Raw genomic sequence first — 15,563 nt, forward strand, 5'->3', positions numbered from 1 at the left:
TCCTAGTCGGGTGTGCCGTCGGCCGGCGCGAGTTCGCGCCACAGGAATTCGTAGGCCAGGGCGGACTTGAACGCGGCCTGCTTGTTGTCGGCCGCGCCGCCGTGGCCGCCCTCGATGTTCTCGTAGTAGTCCACCGCGATGCCGCGGTCGCGCAGGGCCGCCACGAATTTGCGGGCGTGGCCGGGGTGGACGCGATCGTCGCGGGTCGACGTGGTGACCAGCAGCGCGGGCAGGTCCGCCTCCGGGGAGGGCAGGTTCTGGTACGGCGAGTACTCGCTGATGTACGCCCACTGCGCGGGATCGTCCGGATCGCCGTACTCGGCCATCCACGATGCCCCCGCGAGGAGTTGGTGGTAGCGCCGCATGTCGAGCAGCGGCACCTGACAGACGATGGCGCCGAACAGCTCCGGATAGCGGGTGTACATCACGCCCATGAGCAGTCCGCCGTTCGACCCGCCCTGCGCGCCCAGCTGCTCCCGCGTGGTGATCCCGCGGGCCACGAGATCCTTCGCGACCGCGGCGAAGTCCTCGTAGGCGCGCAGGCGGTTCTCCTTCAGGGCCGCCGTGTGCCAGTCGGGCCCGTATTCGCCGCCGCCTCGGATGTTCGCCAGCACGTAGACGCCACCACGCTCGATCCACGAAACCCCGGACACCGCAGTGTAATCCGGGGTCAGTGAGACCTCGAAGCCGCCGTAGCCGTAGAGCAGTGTGGGTTGCGGCCCGTCCGCGGGCTTGCGCACCACGAAGTAGGGGATCCGCGTGCCGTCGTCGCTGGTGGCGAAGAACTGCTCGGCGGTGACGCCCGTGGCGTCGTAGAAGGCGGGCGCCGACTTGAGCGGCTCGACGGACCCGCCGGCCGTGCCGTGCAGCAGCGTGGGCGGCAGCGTGAAACCACTGGCGGTGGCGAAGATCTCGTCGCCCTCGCGCGGATCGGTGTAGTACACGCCGATCTCGGCCAGCTCCGGAAAACCGCGCGTCTCCCGCTCCTCCCAGGTGCCGGGCTCGAGAGTGTGCAGCTCCGAGCGCACGTCCCGCATCGTCGAGAGCAGCAGGTAGTTCTTCGTCCACGAGTAACCCGCGAGCGCCGTGTGCGCGTCCGGGGTGAAGACGGTGCTGTACTCGCGCGAGCCCGCCCGGTAGGCGTCGAAATCGAAGGCCACCAACGCACCCGGCTCCACGCGCCCGCCGGGCAGGTCCCACGCGGACTTCGGGCGCACCAGCAGCCGCGACTCGTGCACGTCCGCGTCGGCGTCGGTCGGGACGTCGATCCGCTCCAGCGCCAGCGTGTCCGGCGCGAGCAGGTAGATCTCGCTGTTGTAGAAGTCGATGGCGCGCGAGACGAAATGCCGCTCGTAGCCGGGGGTGTCGTCGTACCCGGCGCCGATGGAGACGTCGGAGTGGTGGCCCTCGTAGACCAGGTCCGCGTGGCCGAGCGGCGTGTCGCGGCGCCACCGCTTCACCAGCCGCGGGTACCCCGAATCGGTGAGCGAGCCCGGACCGAAGTCGGTCCCCACGTACACGGTGTCCTTGTCGATCCACGAGATCCGGCTCTTCGCCTCCGGGAGGGAGAAGCCGTCGTCGACGAACTCCCGGCGGGAGATGGAGAACTCCCGCACCACCGTGGCGTCCGCACCGCCGCGGGAGAGGGAGACGAGCGCGCGGTCGTAGCGGGCACCGTCGGGCGAGGGCGAGCGGAGGACGGCCGCCCCGCCCCACACCCAGTTCTCACCCTCGGCCTCGCGGAGGGCGTCGACGTCGATCACGACGTCCCACTCCGGGCTCTCCGTGCGGAAGGACTCGAGCGTGGTGCGGCGCCACAGCCCGTACGGGTGGTCGGCGTCGCGCCAGAAGTTCCACAGGTACTCGCCGCGGCGCACGGGGTAGGGGATGCGCTGGTCGGTGTCGAGGATGGCGAGGACGTCCGATCGGATCTCCTCGAACCGTGGTCCGGTCAGGCGCGCGGTGCTCGCGGTGTTGCGCTCCCGCGCCCAATCGAGTGCGGTGGCGGATTCGACCTCTTCGAGCCATGCGTACTGGTCCATGAAGTCCACACTAGGGCTAGGCTGAACGCCGTGGCTGATCACTTTGACACTGTTGTTCTCGGCGCCGGCCCAGGAGGCTACGTCGCCGCAATTCGCGCCGCCCAACTCGGGCAGAAGGTCGCGGTCATCGAGGAGAAGTACTGGGGCGGTGTGTGCCTGAACGTGGGCTGCATCCCGTCGAAGGCGCTTCTGAAGAACGCCGAGCTGGCGCACACCTTCACGCACAAGGCGAAGCTGTTCGGCATCTCCGGCGATGTCTCCTTCGACTTCGGTGCGGCGTTCGACCGCAGCCGCAAGGTGTCGGAGGGGATCGTCAAGGGCGTTCACTTCCTGATGAAGAAGAACAAGATCACCGAGATCAACGGCTACGGCGTGTTCGTCGACGCGCACACCATCCAAGTGGGCGACCAGACGGTGACCGGCGACAACATCATCATCGACACGGGTTCGACGGTGCGCCTGCTGCCCGGCGTGACGCTGTCCGACAACGTGGTCACCTACGAGGAGCAGATCCTCACCCGCGACCTGCCCGAGTCGATCGCCATCGTCGGTGCCGGCGCGATCGGCATGGAGTTCGCGTACGTCCTCAAGAACTACGGCGTGGACGTCACCATCATCGAGTTCCTGGACCGCGCGCTGCCCAATGAGGACGCCGACGTCTCCAAGGAGATCGCCAAGCAGTACAAGAAGCTGGGCGTGAACATCCTGACCTCCACCAAGGTCGAATCGGTCGACGATCAGGGCTCGCAGGTCGTCGTGAAGTACACCGGCCCCAAGGGCCCGGGCGAGATCACCGTCTCCAAGGTGCTCATGTCGATCGGCTTCGCACCCCGCGTCGAGGGATTCGGCCTGGAGAAGACGGGCGTGGCGCTGACCGAGCGCGGCGCCATCGCGATCGACGACCACATGCGCACCAACGTCCCCGGCGTCTACGCCATCGGCGACGTCACCGCGAAGCTGCAGCTGGCGCACGTCGCCGAGGCGCAGGGCGTCGTGGCGGCGGAGACCATCGCCGGCGCCGAGACCCAGACGCTCGGCGACTACCGCATGATGCCGCGCGCCACCTTCTGCCAGCCGCAGGTCGCCTCGTTCGGCCTCACCGAGCAGCAGGCGCGCGACGAGGGCTACGACGTCAAGACCGCGACCTTCCCGTACTCGGCGAACGGCAAGGCCCAGGGCCTCGGCGACGCCGTCGGCTTCGTCAAGCTGGTCTCCGACGCGAAGTACGGCGAGCTGCTCGGCGGCCACCTCATCGGCCCCGACGTCTCCGAGCTGCTGCCCGAGCTCACGCTGGCCCAGAAGTGGGACCTCACGGTGAACGAGCTGGCGCGCAACGTGCACACCCACCCGACGCTGTCGGAGGCGCTGCAGGAGTCGATCCACGGCCTCGCCGGCCACATGATCAACCTGTAGGAACCGCTCCTCCCGCGGCCCGGCATCGTCGTGAAGACGGTGCCGGGCCGCGGTGCATCCTCCCCTCGAACCCAGGAGTCACGACGATGTTCCGCGCCACCCCCGGCCAGTTGCCCGCCCCCGACGCCGGTGCGGTGGGCGGCGTCACGTTGCCTCCAGGCAGGCTGGTCGAGGCGAGCGAGGGCGACGGTGCCGCCGTCGCCTGGATCAGTACGCAGATCCTGCCCGCCGACCGTCTGGACGAACTGATCCGCGCTCTGGCCGACGCCTTCCCGCGGACCGGACTCTGGCCGCTCCAGGCGAGAGGTCTCCAGGACGACGACCTCGACCGGCCCTGGGGCGACGGGGAGGTGGTGGGACCGTCGGGCGACGAGGTCCCCGACGCGCTGGCCGTGCTGACCCGCCTCGGCGCGGACCACGCCGCCGAGGATCCGGACGACACGGAGGACGAGCCGAGCGTGCCGCCGGTGACCGCCCTCGCCCCTGCGGTGCCGGGCGCGGACCTCGCAGCGGGATCCCTCGAGACCGGCGGTGACGGCGGCCTGCTGCTGGTGCCGGTCACGCGGCCCGCCGACGTGCCGGCCGCGCTCGGCTGGATGGGTGCGGTGAACCACGACCTGTCCGGCGAGGACCACGCCGCGGTGCTCCGGTCGTGGGAGGACCGGTTCGGTGCGGTGCTGGTGGGCATCGGATTCGACACGCTCCTCGTGCAGGTGGGGCACCGGCCGGAATCGGCCGAGCAGATCGACGCCCTGCTGCGGGAGCACTACGCGTACTGCCCGGACAACATCGATCAGGGCCTTGCCGCCGACGATTTCCGCGCCGGCCTGAGCGAGTGGACCCACTGGTCGTTCTGGTGGGACTGACCTGCCGAAGTGGACAAGTCGATCCGCTCCCTGGCATCGTCGGTGACGCGGCGTGGCAGTGCCACGGCGCCGGGTCGAGAAGGGGCATCGGTCACCGTCGTCACGTCCGCGCCGCGAGGCATGCAGTGGAAAGCGCACTGCCCGGACGGAAGGAATCGATGACCTACGCAGCGACCCTGACCGACCACTACCCGACTCGTATCGATGAGAGCGTGATCGGTGACCGACACGACCCCGTCGTCTGGCCCGGCAGGCCCGGCCCCTGGTCCGAGGACGCCGTCGACCGGTTCGCGGCCAACGGTTTCCGCAGTGTGGAGGGTGTGCTCAGCGCCGACGACATCCGCGATGTGCGCGCCGAGATCGACGCCGTGACCGCCCGGCTCGGCGACGACGAGCGCGTGATCCGCGAGCTGACCGACGGCAGCGTGCGATCGGTCTTCGCGGTGCACTCGCTCAGCGAGCGGATCGCGGCGATCATCGACCGTGAGGAGGTCGTGGGAGTCGCCCGGCAACTGCTGGGCGACGAGGTCTACGTGCACCAGAGCCGCGTGAATCTCAAGCCGGGCTTCGCCGGCGGGCCCTTCTACTGGCACAGCGACTTCGAGACCTGGCACGCCGAGGACGGCATGCCCGCGCCGCGCGCGGTGAGCGTCTCGCTGGCGCTGACGCCGAACACGCCTTTCAACGGCTCGCTGATGATCATGCCCGGCTCGCACCGTCGGTTCGTCTCCTGTGTCGGGCGGACGCCCGGCGAGTACCACCTGCAGTCGCTCAAGTCCTACCGGCCGCCGTTCGGGACGCCGGAGGAGAGCGACATCGCGGCGATGGCCGACGAGTACGGGATCGAGCAGGTCACCGGGGGCGCGGGCAGTGCGCTGTACTTCGATTGCAACTGCCTGCACGCCTCCGCCGGGAACATCTCGCCGTACCCGCGGTCGAACCTGTTCGTCGTGTTCAACGCCGTCTCCAACGGCCTGCAGGAGCCCTTCGCCGCCGACGCCCGTCGCCCGGAGTACCTGGCGGCGCGCTGATGCCGTTCGAAAGTCGAATCCAGGGGCGTGACGCGACGTATGACGCCTCCGTGCGCCGCTGGATTCGACTTTCGAGACGGTCAGTGGTGGCCGACGACGTTGACGACCGTGCCGTCCGGGGCGCGGACGAAGAACCGGCGCGGCCCCCACTCCTCGCTGGTCAGCGGGTGCACGATCTCGTAGCCGGACCGCTGCGCCTCGGCGTACGCGGCGTCCACGTCGTCGGTCATCACGGACAGGTCGGAGTCGACCTCGGCGGTGCGGTCGCCGGTGACCAGCTGGACGCTGGCGGTGTGCTCGGGGGAGGAGAGGCGTGCCACCCAGCCGAGATCGAACTCCACGTCGGAGAGTCCGAGGAAATCGGCGTAGAAGCCGCGGGCGGCGGCGATGTCGTCGACCGCGATGTTGGGGATCACCTTGTGCACGTGCATGATCAGCGCCGCTCCGGTTCGATGCCCAGGACGTCGATGGCGGTGGCCAGGCCGTCGTAGTTGGTGGCCAGCATGACGATCTCGACGAGCCTGCGCTCGTCGTAGAACGTCGCCAGCCGGGCCCAGGCCCCGTCGGAGACCGCCTTGTCCTCGACGAGTTGGGTGACCACGTCGAGCAGCGCCGCGCTGCGCTCGTCCCAGCCGGTGCCGTCGATGATGCGCTCGAACTGCGTCTGCGTCAGTCCGGCCTGCGCGCCGATCCGGCGGTGGTGTCCCAGCTCGTAGTCGTTTCCGCGCAGGTGGGCGACGCGGACGATGACCGTCTCCGATTCCGAGCGCTTGAGTGCACCGAAGGGCATGAGCATGCCGGAGTAGCCCAGCCAGCCGAGGAACAGTCGCTTGGTGCGGCCGAGGGTGGAGAACAGGTGCATGTCGTCGGCGCGGATGGCCGTCGCGCCGATCCGGGCGATGGCGTAGTTGATCGGGCCGAGCTGGCGGAGTCCGCCGGGTGTCACGCGCGGTGTCATGGTCCCGACGCTACCGCCACGCTACCGCCCGGCGGACGAGGTAAGGGGACACCGTGGAACGGCCGGCGGCGATGTCGGGGGCACGTCCCTACCGGACGAGGTAGGGGGACACCGTCGAACGGTGCTCGTCGATATCGAGCGCCTTGCCGATCGCGGGGAAGGCGCGCTGGGGGCAGCCGCCACGCTCGCAGACCCGGCAGCCGGCGCCGATGGGGGTGGGGTTGGGCTCGCCCAGGTCGAGGCCGCGGGCGTAGACGAGGCGGTGGGCGTGCCGCAGCTCGCAGCCGATGCCGATGGCGAAGGTCTTGCCGGGCTGGCCGTACCGCGCGGCCCGTCGTTCGACGGTGCGCGCCACCCAGAGGTAGTTGCGCCCGTCGGGCATCTCGACGATCTGCGTGATGATCTTGCCGGGCCACGCGAAGGTCTCGTAGACGTTCCACAGCGGGCACGTGCCGCCCGAGGCGGAGAAGTGGAAGCCGGTGGAACTCTGCCGCTTGCTCATGTTGCCGGCGCGATCGACGCGGACGAAGGACAGGGGCACGCCGCGCAGGTTGGGGCGCTGCAACGTGGAGAGCCGGTGCGCGATGGTCTCGTAGCTCACGGAGAAGAACGCGGACAGACGCTCGATGTCGTACTCGAACTCCTCCGCCGCGCCGTGGAACTGCGTGTACGGGAGCACGACGGCGGCCGCGTAGTAGTTGGCGAGCCCGAGCCGCGCGAGCCGGCGTGCCTCGTCGGAGCCGAAGGCGGCACCGTCGATGAGGGCGTCGATCTCCCGGCCGCACTCCAGGTAGGCGAGCTCGGCCGCCATCTTGAAGACCTGCTGTCCGGTGGAGAGGTGCCGGTTGATCTCGAGGACGCGGGTCCGTGGGTCGTACCGGTGCAGCATCGCCTCACCGAGGTCGACCCGGCGGCGGATCGAGACGTTGTGCACCGTCTCGAGGCGGGTCACGATCTCGGTGCGGACGTCGGCGTTGTGCATCCGCATCCGTGCGGTGAGTTCCTCGGCCGCGACGTCGAGCTCGTGGAAGTAGTTCTGCCGCTGGTAGAAGAAGTCCCGCACCTCCTCGTGCGGGTTGGGGATGGCGCCGCGGGCCCCGGGGTCGTTGCGGCCGTCGGTGACCTGGGCGAGCTGGTCGGCGACGCCGAGGTAGCGGCGGTGCAGGGCGACCATCGCGCGGGCGAACCCGGGATGATCGCGGGCCAGTTCGGACAGCTCGTCGGTGCTGGTCGGCGCGTCAACGTCCATGGTGACCTCGCGCAGCTCGGCGATGAGGCGCGTCTGGTCCTGGGTGTTGAAGAAGGAGGTGTCCACGCCGAAGACGTCGGTGATCTTCAGCAGCACCGGCACGCTGAGGGGGCGTACGTCGTGCTCGATCTGGTTCAGATACGACGGCGAGATCTCGAGCGCCTCCGCGAGCGACGCCTGCGAGAGCCCGCGCTCCTTGCGCAGGCCACGGAGACGCGCTCCAACGAAGGTCTTGGACATACAGCGAATTTTACCGGTGGAAGCCCAGCTACCGGCAGGTTCCGGGACCGAGTGGACGCCTTCGCAGTGAGGTGTGTCACATTCGAACCCCGACGGTGCCCGGCCGGGCCGCGGCGGAGCGTCGGAAAGCGGGCGGAAGGGCTCGGTGTCCGGCGCGCGCAAACTCCCAGTACGGGCGTACTTTTTCCGGCTGTGCGCGGCGTGGACCTTCGCAGACTTAGCAAGATCGCGGTGATTTCATGGCTTGATTTGGCATCAACGACCGTCTTGGCCTGCGTCTTTACGTGTGGCACAGTGGGTGAAGGCGCAACGCTGGGACTGCGAATCGGGTTAGCGATAACCCGCTCAGCTTCCGGCAGCCGATCAGATCGTTATCGACTAAAGCAGAAGAACGGGGAGCCAATGAGCACCGTCGGACAGCCGAGGACCGCCGCCGAGATCCAGCAGGATTGGGACACCAACCCGCGCTGGAAGGGCATCACGCGCGAGTACACCGCTGAGCAGGTCGCCGAGCTGCAGGGCAGCGTCGTCGAGGCCAACACGCTCGCGACCCGTGGCGCGGAGATCCTCTGGGAGGGCGTCACCAAGGGCGACGGCTCCTACATCAACGCGCTGGGCGCCCTCACCGGCAACATGGCCGTGCAGCAGGTGCGCGCCGGCCTCAAGGCCATCTACCTCTCCGGCTGGCAGGTCGCCGGCGATGCGAACCTCTCGGGCCACACCTACCCCGACCAGTCGCTGTACCCGGCCAACTCGGTGCCGGCCGTGGTGCGCCGCATCAACAACGCCATGCTCCGTGCCGACGAGATCGCCCGCATCGAGGGTGACAACTCGGTGGACAACTGGGTCGTGCCGATCGTCGCCGACGGCGAGGCCGGCTTCGGTGGCGCGCTCAACGTCTACGAGCTGCAGAAGGCCATGATCGCCGCGGGTGCCGCCGGTACCCACTGGGAGGATCAGCTCGCCTCGGAGAAGAAGTGCGGCCACCTCGGTGGCAAGGTGCTCATCCCCACCCAGCAGCACATCCGCACCCTGACCTCGGCCCGCCTGGCGGCCGACGTGGCGAACACGCCCACCGTCGTCATCGCGCGCACCGACGCCGAGGCCGCCACCCTGATCACCTCGGACGTCGACGATCGCGACAAGCCCTTCGTCACCGGTGAGCGCACCGCCGAGGGCTTCTACAACGTCAAGAACGGCATCGAGCCCTGCATCGCCCGCGCCAAGGCCTACGCGCCGTACGCGGACATGATCTGGATGGAGACCGGCGTTCCGGACCTCGAGGTCGCGAAGAAGTTCGCCGAGGGCGTCAAGGCCGAGTTCCCGGACCAGCTGCTGTCCTACAACTGCAGCCCGTCCTTCAACTGGAAGCAGGCTCTGGACGACGCGACCATCGCCAAGTTCCAGAAGGAGCTGGGCGCGATGGGCTTCACCTTCCAGTTCATCACGCTGGCCGGCTTCCACGCGCTCAACCACTCGATGTTCGACCTGGCCTACGGCTACGCCCGCGAGGGCATGACCGCCTACGTCGACCTGCAGGAGCGCGAGTTCGCGTCCGAGGCGCGTGGCTACACCGCCACCAAGCACCAGCGTGAGGTCGGCGCCGGCTACTTCGACCGCATCGCCACCACCGTCGACCCCAACACGTCCACCGCGGCGCTGAAGGGCTCGACCGAGGAAGGCCAGTTCCACTAGGAAATTGGTCTGGAGGTGCCCGGTCTCGCGTCGTGACGAGTGCGTGAGGTGAGACGAAGGTAACCCCACTGGGGTACGCCCAGAACGTGCTCCATATCTGACAGGCGGCCCGCAACGCGACGTTGCGGGCCGCCTGCATATCGGCAGAAGTTTCGGAGAGGCGGAAATGTCTGAAGTAGTTTCGCGGGTCGGTGTCGTCGGCGCCGGTCAGATGGGTGGCGGTATCGCGGAGGTCTCCGCGCGCGCCGGTGCCGACGTGCTGGTCTGGGAGGCCACCGAGGAGCTCGCGGCCGGCGGCCGTGCCCGCATCCTCAAGTCGCTGGACCGTGCCGTGTCCAGCGGCAAGATCACCGAGCGTGAGCGCGACCAGGCCGCCGAGCGCCTGACGTTCACCACCGATCTCGCCGACTTCGCCGACCGCCAGCTGGTGGTCGAGGCGATCGTCGAGAACGAGGCCGTCAAGGCCGAGATCTTCGGCAAGCTCGACGAGGTCGTCACCGACCCCGACGCCGTGCTCGCGTCCAACACCTCGTCGCTGCCGATCCAGCGCATCGCGACCGCCACGAAGAACCCCGGCCGCGTGCTGGGCCTGCACTTCTTCAACCCGGTACCGGTGCTGCCGCTGGTCGAGGTGATCAGCTCGCTCTCGACCTCGGAGACCGCCGCCGCTCGCGCCGAGCAGTTCGCCTCCGAGGTACTGGGCAAGCAGGTCGTGCGCGCCACGGACCGCTCCGGATTCATCGTCAACGCGCTGCTGGTGCCCTACCTGCTCTCGGCGATCCGCATGTACGAGTCGGGCTTCGCGACCGCCGAGGACATCGACAAGGGCATGATGCTCGGCTGCGCGCACCCCATGGGTCCGCTCAAGCTGGCCGACCTCGTGGGCCTGGACACCGTGAAGTTCATCGCCGACGCGATGTACGCGGAGTACAAGGAGCCCACCTACGCCGCGCCGCCGCTGCTGCTGCGCCTCGTGGAGGCCGGCTACGTCGGCAAGAAGTCCGGCCGCGGGATCTACGAGTACCCCGCGAAGTAGCCCCCGCTCCGACGTAACAGCGTTAGTCGCAGACGTTTCCCCAGGAAGCCGTCCGGACTAACGCTGTTACGTCAGGAGGAGGGGTCGACGGTGCCCGGTCCGGGCCCGGGGCGGCGCGGAGCGCGCTAGCGTGAGCCGCATGACCAGCGCGATGGACCGGGTCGAGGCGATGCTCGACCCCACCCGGATCGGCCGCGCGCCGGACCGCACCCACGGCTACCTCGACGTGCTCGCGCCGGACAGCGCCAGGCCGACGGGGCTGAGCAACGCCCTCATGCACAACCCCGCGCTGGCCGCCGTCTACGAGAAGGCGTGGCGGCCCGCGTTCACGCGCCTGTTCAGCCTGGGCGGTTCGGGCACGCTGAGCAGGCAGGACGTGCTCCTGGAGGAACTCGCCGGCCGCGGTGACCAGAAGATCCTCGACGTCGCCTGCGGCCCGGGGCTGTACACGAAGCCCCTGGCGCGCAAGCTCGGTCCCGAGGGCGTGGTGGTCGGGCTCGACGTCTCCGACGCGATGCTGCAGCGCGCCGTGCGCGACAACGCCGGCGACCGCGTCGTCTACGTCCGGGGCAGCGCGTTGGAGCTGCCCTTCCCCGACGGTGCCTTCGACACCGTCGTCTGCCTCGCCGCGCTCTACCTGATCCCCGCGCCGCGGCTCGCGGTCCGCGAGATCTGTCGGGTCGCCGCGCCCGGCGGCCGGGTCGCGCTGTTCACCTCGCTGCAGACCCCGCTCACCTCGGTGCTCGGTTCGTCGACCGCCGAGCGCGTCTCGGGTTTCCGGTGGTTCGGCCGGGAGGAGATCACCGGCTGGCTCCGCGAGGACGCGATGATCGACATCAAGCAGACCATCAGCGGGCAGGGCCAGTTCGTCACGGCCCGCAAGCCCGGCTGATCGGATCCGCCCGCCGGCCGAAGCCCCCCGCGGCGTTCATGCCGGGGGATAGGCGGCGAGCAGTGCGGCCCGCAGCGGGTCGGTCGTGTGCGGGAGCCACAGGGCCTGGACCGGGACCTGCGGGGCATCGTCGAGCTCGACGACGGTGACCCGTCCCCCGTAGCGCGCGCCCGTCGCGCCGGTGACGAAGGCCGCCGCGTGCGGCGTCGCGAGCACCGCCGTGGCCGGCGGGGTGCCCTGCACCCGGTTGACCACGAGGTCCGGTTCGAAGCCCGCTCGCCGGCACTGCGCCACCAGGAAGTCGGTGTAGAAGGAGGCGTGCGGCGGCGCCCACACCACGATCGGCATGCCCGCGAGGTCGGCCAGCGCGAGCACCGCGCGTCCGGCGAGGTCGTGGTCGCGGTGCAGCGCGACCCGCAGCGGGTGATAGGTCAGCGTGACCCCGGCGAGCTGGTCGGGAAGGGCGACGCCGCGCCGCAGCACGAGATCGACGGTGCCCGCCCGCAACTCGTCCACCATCGCGGACGGGAACAGCTCGCGCACGGTGACGGACGGCGGATCGTCGCGCGCGATCAGCGGCTCGAGGAGCTCGTAGGTCTCGTCGGCGGTCACGGCCGGGCTGCGGCCGACGACGAACGGCGGCCGTCGCGAGGCCCCGGCGTCCCGGGCGCGGGCGGCGAGGAGCCGGGCACCCGACAGGAGGGCGGGCGCACCGTCGTACAGCGTGCGGGCCGCGGCGGTCGGGGCGAGTCGCCGCCCGGATCGCGTGAACAGCGGCGTGCCGAGCTCGCGCTCGAGCTGGCGGAGCGCGGCCGAGAGCGCCTGCTGGCTCAGGTGCAGCCGGGCGGCCGCGGCGGCCAGCGAGGGCTCCTCCATCGCGGCGACGAACTGCTCCAGGCGACGGAGTTCGGGGGTGATCACCCGAGCAGCATATTCACAAATAGCATTGGTGAATAGTCCGAAAACATTCGATTGTAGGTTGTTCTTCTCGTCTCTACGTTGGGCCTTGCGCACATTTCGACCGCATACCGACGAAGGAGAAGACATGACGAAGCTCGCAGGGAAGACGGCCGTGGTGGCCGGCGGCGGCAAGAACCTCGGCGGCCTGGTCAGCCGGCACCTCGCCGGCCTCGGCGCCGACGTGGTGGTGCACTACAACAGCACGTCGTCGGAGGCCGAGGCGCGTGCGACGGCGAGCGCCGTCGAGGCCGCGGGCGGCAGGGCGCTGCTCTTCCAGGGCGACCTGACGGCACCGTCCAAGGTCGCCGAGCTGTTCGACGCGGCTGTCGCCGAGTTCGGCGGTGTGGACGTCGCCGTCAACACCGTCGGCAAAGTGCTGCGCAAGCCGATCCTCGAGACCACCGAGGCCGAGTACGACTCGATGCTGGACATCAACGCCAAGGTCGCCTACTTCTTCATCAAGGAGGCGGGCCGGACACTGAACGACGACGGCACGCTGATCACGATCGTGACGGCGCTGCTCGGCGCCTTCACCGACGGCTACTCCACCTATGCGGGCGGCAAATCGCCGGTCGAGCACTTCAACCGCGCCGCGGCCAAGGAGTTCGCCGGTCGCGGCATCACCGTCAACGCCATCGCCCCCGGACCGATGGACACGCCCTTCTTCTACGGCCAGGAGACGCCCGAGCGCGTGGAGTTCCACAAGTCGCAGGGCATGGGCGGCCGCCTGACGGACATCGAGGACATCGCGCCGATCGTCGACTTCCTCGCCACCGACGGGCACTGGATCACCGGACAGACCCTGTTCGCGAACGGCGGCTACACCACCCGCTGAGCTCCGCGTGCGAGTGCCCGCGTCCGGCCTACGATGAGCCCGACGTTTCTGCGGGTCGTGACTGAAGGAGTATCGAGTGAGCGAGGGATCGTCGGCGGTGCGCCGCCGCCTCACCCGGATGACCGGGCGCGACCCGCAGGAGGAGGGGCGCACGGCGACGACGCTGGAGCTGTTCTTCGACCTCACCTTCGTCGTGGTCTTCTCCCTCGCGGGGGTGCAGCTGGCCGACGCCGTGGCGGAGGCGCACTACCTGGCTGCCTTCCTCGGCTTCGGACTCTGTGCCTTCGCCGCGGTCTGGGCGTGGATCAACTTCACCTGGATGGCCTCAGCCTTCGATACCGACGACTGGCTCTTCCGTGCCGTCACGATGCTGCAGATGCTCGGCGTCTGCATCATGGCGCTCGGTGTCGAGCCCTTCTTCGCCTCGATCACCGCCCGCGAGCAGCCGAACAACACGGTGCTGGTGATCGGATACGTGGTGATGCGCGTCGCGCTGCTCGCGCAGTGGACGCGGGTGGCGCTCTCGTCGAGGCGGTACCGCGCGGCGGCGGTCACCTACATCCTCGCGATCACACTCGCCCAGGTCGGCTGGCTGGTCAGCGCCTTCGCCCCGCTGACACTGAGCCAATTCCTCGTTCTCGGCCTGGTCCTGTTCGTCATGGAGCTCGGCGGGCCCTACCTCGCCGGACGGCGCGAGCGCACCCCGTGGAACCCGCATCACATCGCCGAGCGGTACGGCCTGCTCACCATCATCACCCTCGGCGAGGGCGTGGTCGGCACCGTCGTCGCGCTGCAGGCGCTGCTCACGACACAGGGCTGGAGCGTGGACATCGCCGTGCTCGGCGGGGCGGCGATGGTGCTCAACCTGTCGATCTGGTGGATCTACTTCTCGATCCCCGTCGGGCACGCGCTGGTGCGCGACCCGGACAAGTGCTTCCCCTGGGGCTACGGGCACATCGTGATCTTCATGGCGGTCGCCGCCTTCGGTGCCGGGTTGCACGTCGAGGCGCTCGGCATCTCCCATCACGCGCACGTGAGCAACGTGGTCGTGGCCGCGGCCTTCGTCGTGCCGCTCGCCGTCGCGGTGCTGGGAATCGAGATCATGGACGCCTACCTCACCGGGGTCGACGGCCACCGTGCCGTCACCGTCGGCATCACCCTCGCCCTACTCGGCGCGGGCGTCGTGGCGGTCGCCGCCGGCGCCACTCCGCTGGCCGCGCTCGTGTGGAGCGCGATCGCCCTGCTGATCCAGGTCGTCGTCGAGGAGCTGTGGTCCGGCAAGCGCCGGGCCGAGCGCCTGGCATAGCGCTCCCTATAGGGGTGGCGCACTCCCTATGTCCATGGACATGGGGAGTGCACGACTCGCCGTGGCGCTGCACGTCCCGCTAGGGAGCGCCGACGGTGCCGGCGGCGCACCGTCGGACCTGAGGGGCGCGGGTGGTCAGGACTGCGCGAGGCGGGCCTTCTCGTGCTCGACGTCGAAGTCGGCGGGCGGCCAGTCGAGGTTCAGCGACTCCAGGGCCTCGATGAGCAGCTCGGTGATGGCGAGGCGGCTGAACCACTTGCGGTCGGCGGGGATGACGTGCCACGGGGCACCGTCGGTGCTGGTCCGGTCCAGCATGGCCTGGTAGGCCTCCTGGTACTTGGGCCAGTAGGCGCGCTCGTCGATGTCGGCGGGGTTGAACTTCCAGTACTTGTCGGGGCGGTCCAGCCGCTCGGCCAGTCGCTTCTTCTGCTCGTCGAGGGAGACGAACATCGCGCACTTGACGATCGTCGTGCCCGCGGCGATGAGGTCTGCCTCGAAGTCGTTGATGATGTCGTAGCGCGGCTCCCAGACGGCCGGCGGGACCAGGTCGTGCACGCGGACCACCAGCACGTCCTCGTAGTGCGAGCGGTCGAAGACGCCGATCTGGCCACCCTTCGGTGTCTGCTGGTGGATGCGCCAGAGGAAGTCGTGCGCCAGCTCCTCCTCGGTGGGCTTGCCGAACGAGGCGGTCTTGACGCCCTGCGGGTCGACCATGCCGAGCACGTGCCGGACGATGCCGCCCTTGCCCGCCGTGTCCATGCCCTGCAGGACCAGCAGCACCGAGCGGTGATCTCCGGAGCGGCCGTTGGCGTAGAGCAGCTCCTGCAGCTCCGAGAGCCGCTCACCGCGTTCGGCGAGGAGCCCGTTCCCGAGCGCCTTGTCACCGTCGAAGCCCGGCTTGCCGGAGGTGTCGATGTCCCGGACCAGGGAACCCGGCCGCCAGCGCAGGGCTGCGGATGCGGAACCGGACCAGCCGTTGTCGTTCGCCATGGAGTCACCCTATCCGGCGAGGGGTGGTGATCTTCGGGCAAGATCGACTC

General features: G+C 69.4%; 14 protein-coding genes. 8 read left to right on the forward strand and 6 right to left on the reverse strand.

All coding sequences use genetic code 11. From position 1 onward, the window contains the following. Positions 1–2: 2 nt before the first annotated feature. Positions 3–2,084, reverse strand: a complete 2,082-nt coding sequence (locus tag AC21LY_RS04170; protein WP_489045060.1) for a prolyl oligopeptidase family serine peptidase — start codon at positions 2,082–2,084, stop codon at positions 3–5. Between AC21LY_RS04170 and lpdA the strand changes: the two genes are divergently transcribed. From lpdA to thpD, 3 genes are all read left to right on the forward strand, one after another. Next, positions 2,073–3,455: a dihydrolipoyl dehydrogenase gene (gene lpdA, locus AC21LY_RS04175; RefSeq protein ID WP_489045061.1), complete on the forward strand. Its 1,383-nt coding sequence runs from the start codon at positions 2,073–2,075 to the stop codon at positions 3,453–3,455. The genes AC21LY_RS04170 and lpdA overlap by 12 nt on opposite strands. A gap of 86 nt (positions 3,456–3,541) precedes the next feature. After that, on the forward strand, positions 3,542–4,321 hold the full coding sequence (locus AC21LY_RS04180; RefSeq protein ID WP_489045062.1) for a DUF4253 domain-containing protein: 780 nt from the start codon (positions 3,542–3,544) through the stop codon (positions 4,319–4,321). A gap of 158 nt (positions 4,322–4,479) precedes the next feature. Further along, on the forward strand, positions 4,480–5,352 hold the full coding sequence (gene thpD, locus AC21LY_RS04185) for an ectoine hydroxylase (RefSeq protein WP_489045063.1): 873 nt from the start codon (positions 4,480–4,482) through the stop codon (positions 5,350–5,352). Positions 5,353–5,432: 80 nt separating this feature from the next. On the opposite strand, the gene AC21LY_RS04190 is transcribed toward thpD, so the two are convergent. The 3 genes from AC21LY_RS04190 to ramB all read right to left on the reverse strand — a co-directional run bounded on the left by AC21LY_RS04190 (position 5,433) and on the right by ramB (position 7,799). After that, positions 5,433–5,783, reverse strand: coding sequence for a VOC family protein (locus AC21LY_RS04190; RefSeq protein WP_489045064.1), 351 nt, complete (start codon positions 5,781–5,783; stop codon positions 5,433–5,435). Positions 5,784–5,785: 2 nt separating this feature from the next. Then, the gene (locus AC21LY_RS04195) at positions 5,786–6,310 is read right to left on the reverse strand and encodes a carboxymuconolactone decarboxylase family protein (protein ID WP_489045066.1); all 525 of its coding nucleotides are present in this window, start codon (positions 6,308–6,310) and stop codon (positions 5,786–5,788) included. 88 nt (positions 6,311–6,398) lie between these two features. Continuing rightward, a complete protein-coding gene (ramB, locus tag AC21LY_RS04200; RefSeq protein ID WP_489045067.1) occupies positions 6,399–7,799 on the reverse strand; it encodes an acetate metabolism transcriptional regulator RamB in 1,401 nt (466 codons plus the stop codon). A gap of 402 nt (positions 7,800–8,201) precedes the next feature. Between ramB and aceA the strand changes: the two genes are divergently transcribed. The 3 genes from aceA (at position 8,202) to AC21LY_RS04215 (ending at position 11,422) form a co-directional block, all read left to right on the forward strand. Then, entirely contained in the window at positions 8,202–9,494 is a 1,293-nt protein-coding gene (aceA, locus tag AC21LY_RS04205; protein ID WP_489045068.1) for an isocitrate lyase, read from the forward strand. A gap of 166 nt (positions 9,495–9,660) precedes the next feature. Then, positions 9,661–10,530 carry a 3-hydroxybutyryl-CoA dehydrogenase gene (locus AC21LY_RS04210; RefSeq protein WP_489045069.1) on the forward strand — a complete coding sequence of 290 codons (870 nt, stop codon included), beginning with the start codon at positions 9,661–9,663 and terminating at the stop codon, positions 10,528–10,530. Positions 10,531–10,669: 139 nt separating this feature from the next. Beyond that, positions 10,670–11,422 carry a class I SAM-dependent methyltransferase gene (locus AC21LY_RS04215; RefSeq protein ID WP_489045070.1) on the forward strand — a complete coding sequence of 251 codons (753 nt, stop codon included), beginning with the start codon at positions 10,670–10,672 and terminating at the stop codon, positions 11,420–11,422. Positions 11,423–11,458: 36 nt separating this feature from the next. Here the strand turns inward: AC21LY_RS04215 and AC21LY_RS04220 are convergent, their stop codons facing one another. Beyond that, positions 11,459–12,343 (reverse strand): LysR family transcriptional regulator, encoded by an 885-nt coding sequence (locus AC21LY_RS04220; RefSeq protein WP_489045071.1) that lies wholly within the window; start codon positions 12,341–12,343, stop codon positions 11,459–11,461. 124 nt (positions 12,344–12,467) lie between these two features. On the opposite strand from AC21LY_RS04220, the gene AC21LY_RS04225 reads away from it, so the two are divergent. After that, the gene (locus AC21LY_RS04225) at positions 12,468–13,217 is read left to right on the forward strand and encodes an SDR family oxidoreductase (RefSeq protein WP_489045072.1); all 750 of its coding nucleotides are present in this window, start codon (positions 12,468–12,470) and stop codon (positions 13,215–13,217) included. A gap of 76 nt (positions 13,218–13,293) precedes the next feature. Then, positions 13,294–14,523, forward strand: coding sequence for a low temperature requirement protein A (locus AC21LY_RS04230; RefSeq protein WP_489045073.1), 1,230 nt, complete (start codon positions 13,294–13,296; stop codon positions 14,521–14,523). Between the two features lie 135 nt (positions 14,524–14,658). Here the strand turns inward: AC21LY_RS04230 and AC21LY_RS04235 are convergent, their stop codons facing one another. Next, complete coding sequence (locus tag AC21LY_RS04235; protein ID WP_489045074.1) at positions 14,659–15,513, reverse strand: polyphosphate kinase 2 family protein; 855 nt, start codon at positions 15,511–15,513, stop codon at positions 14,659–14,661. Positions 15,514–15,563: the final 50 nt, after the last annotated feature.

This window comes from Tsukamurella sp. II2bb, from assembly GCF_057815145.1.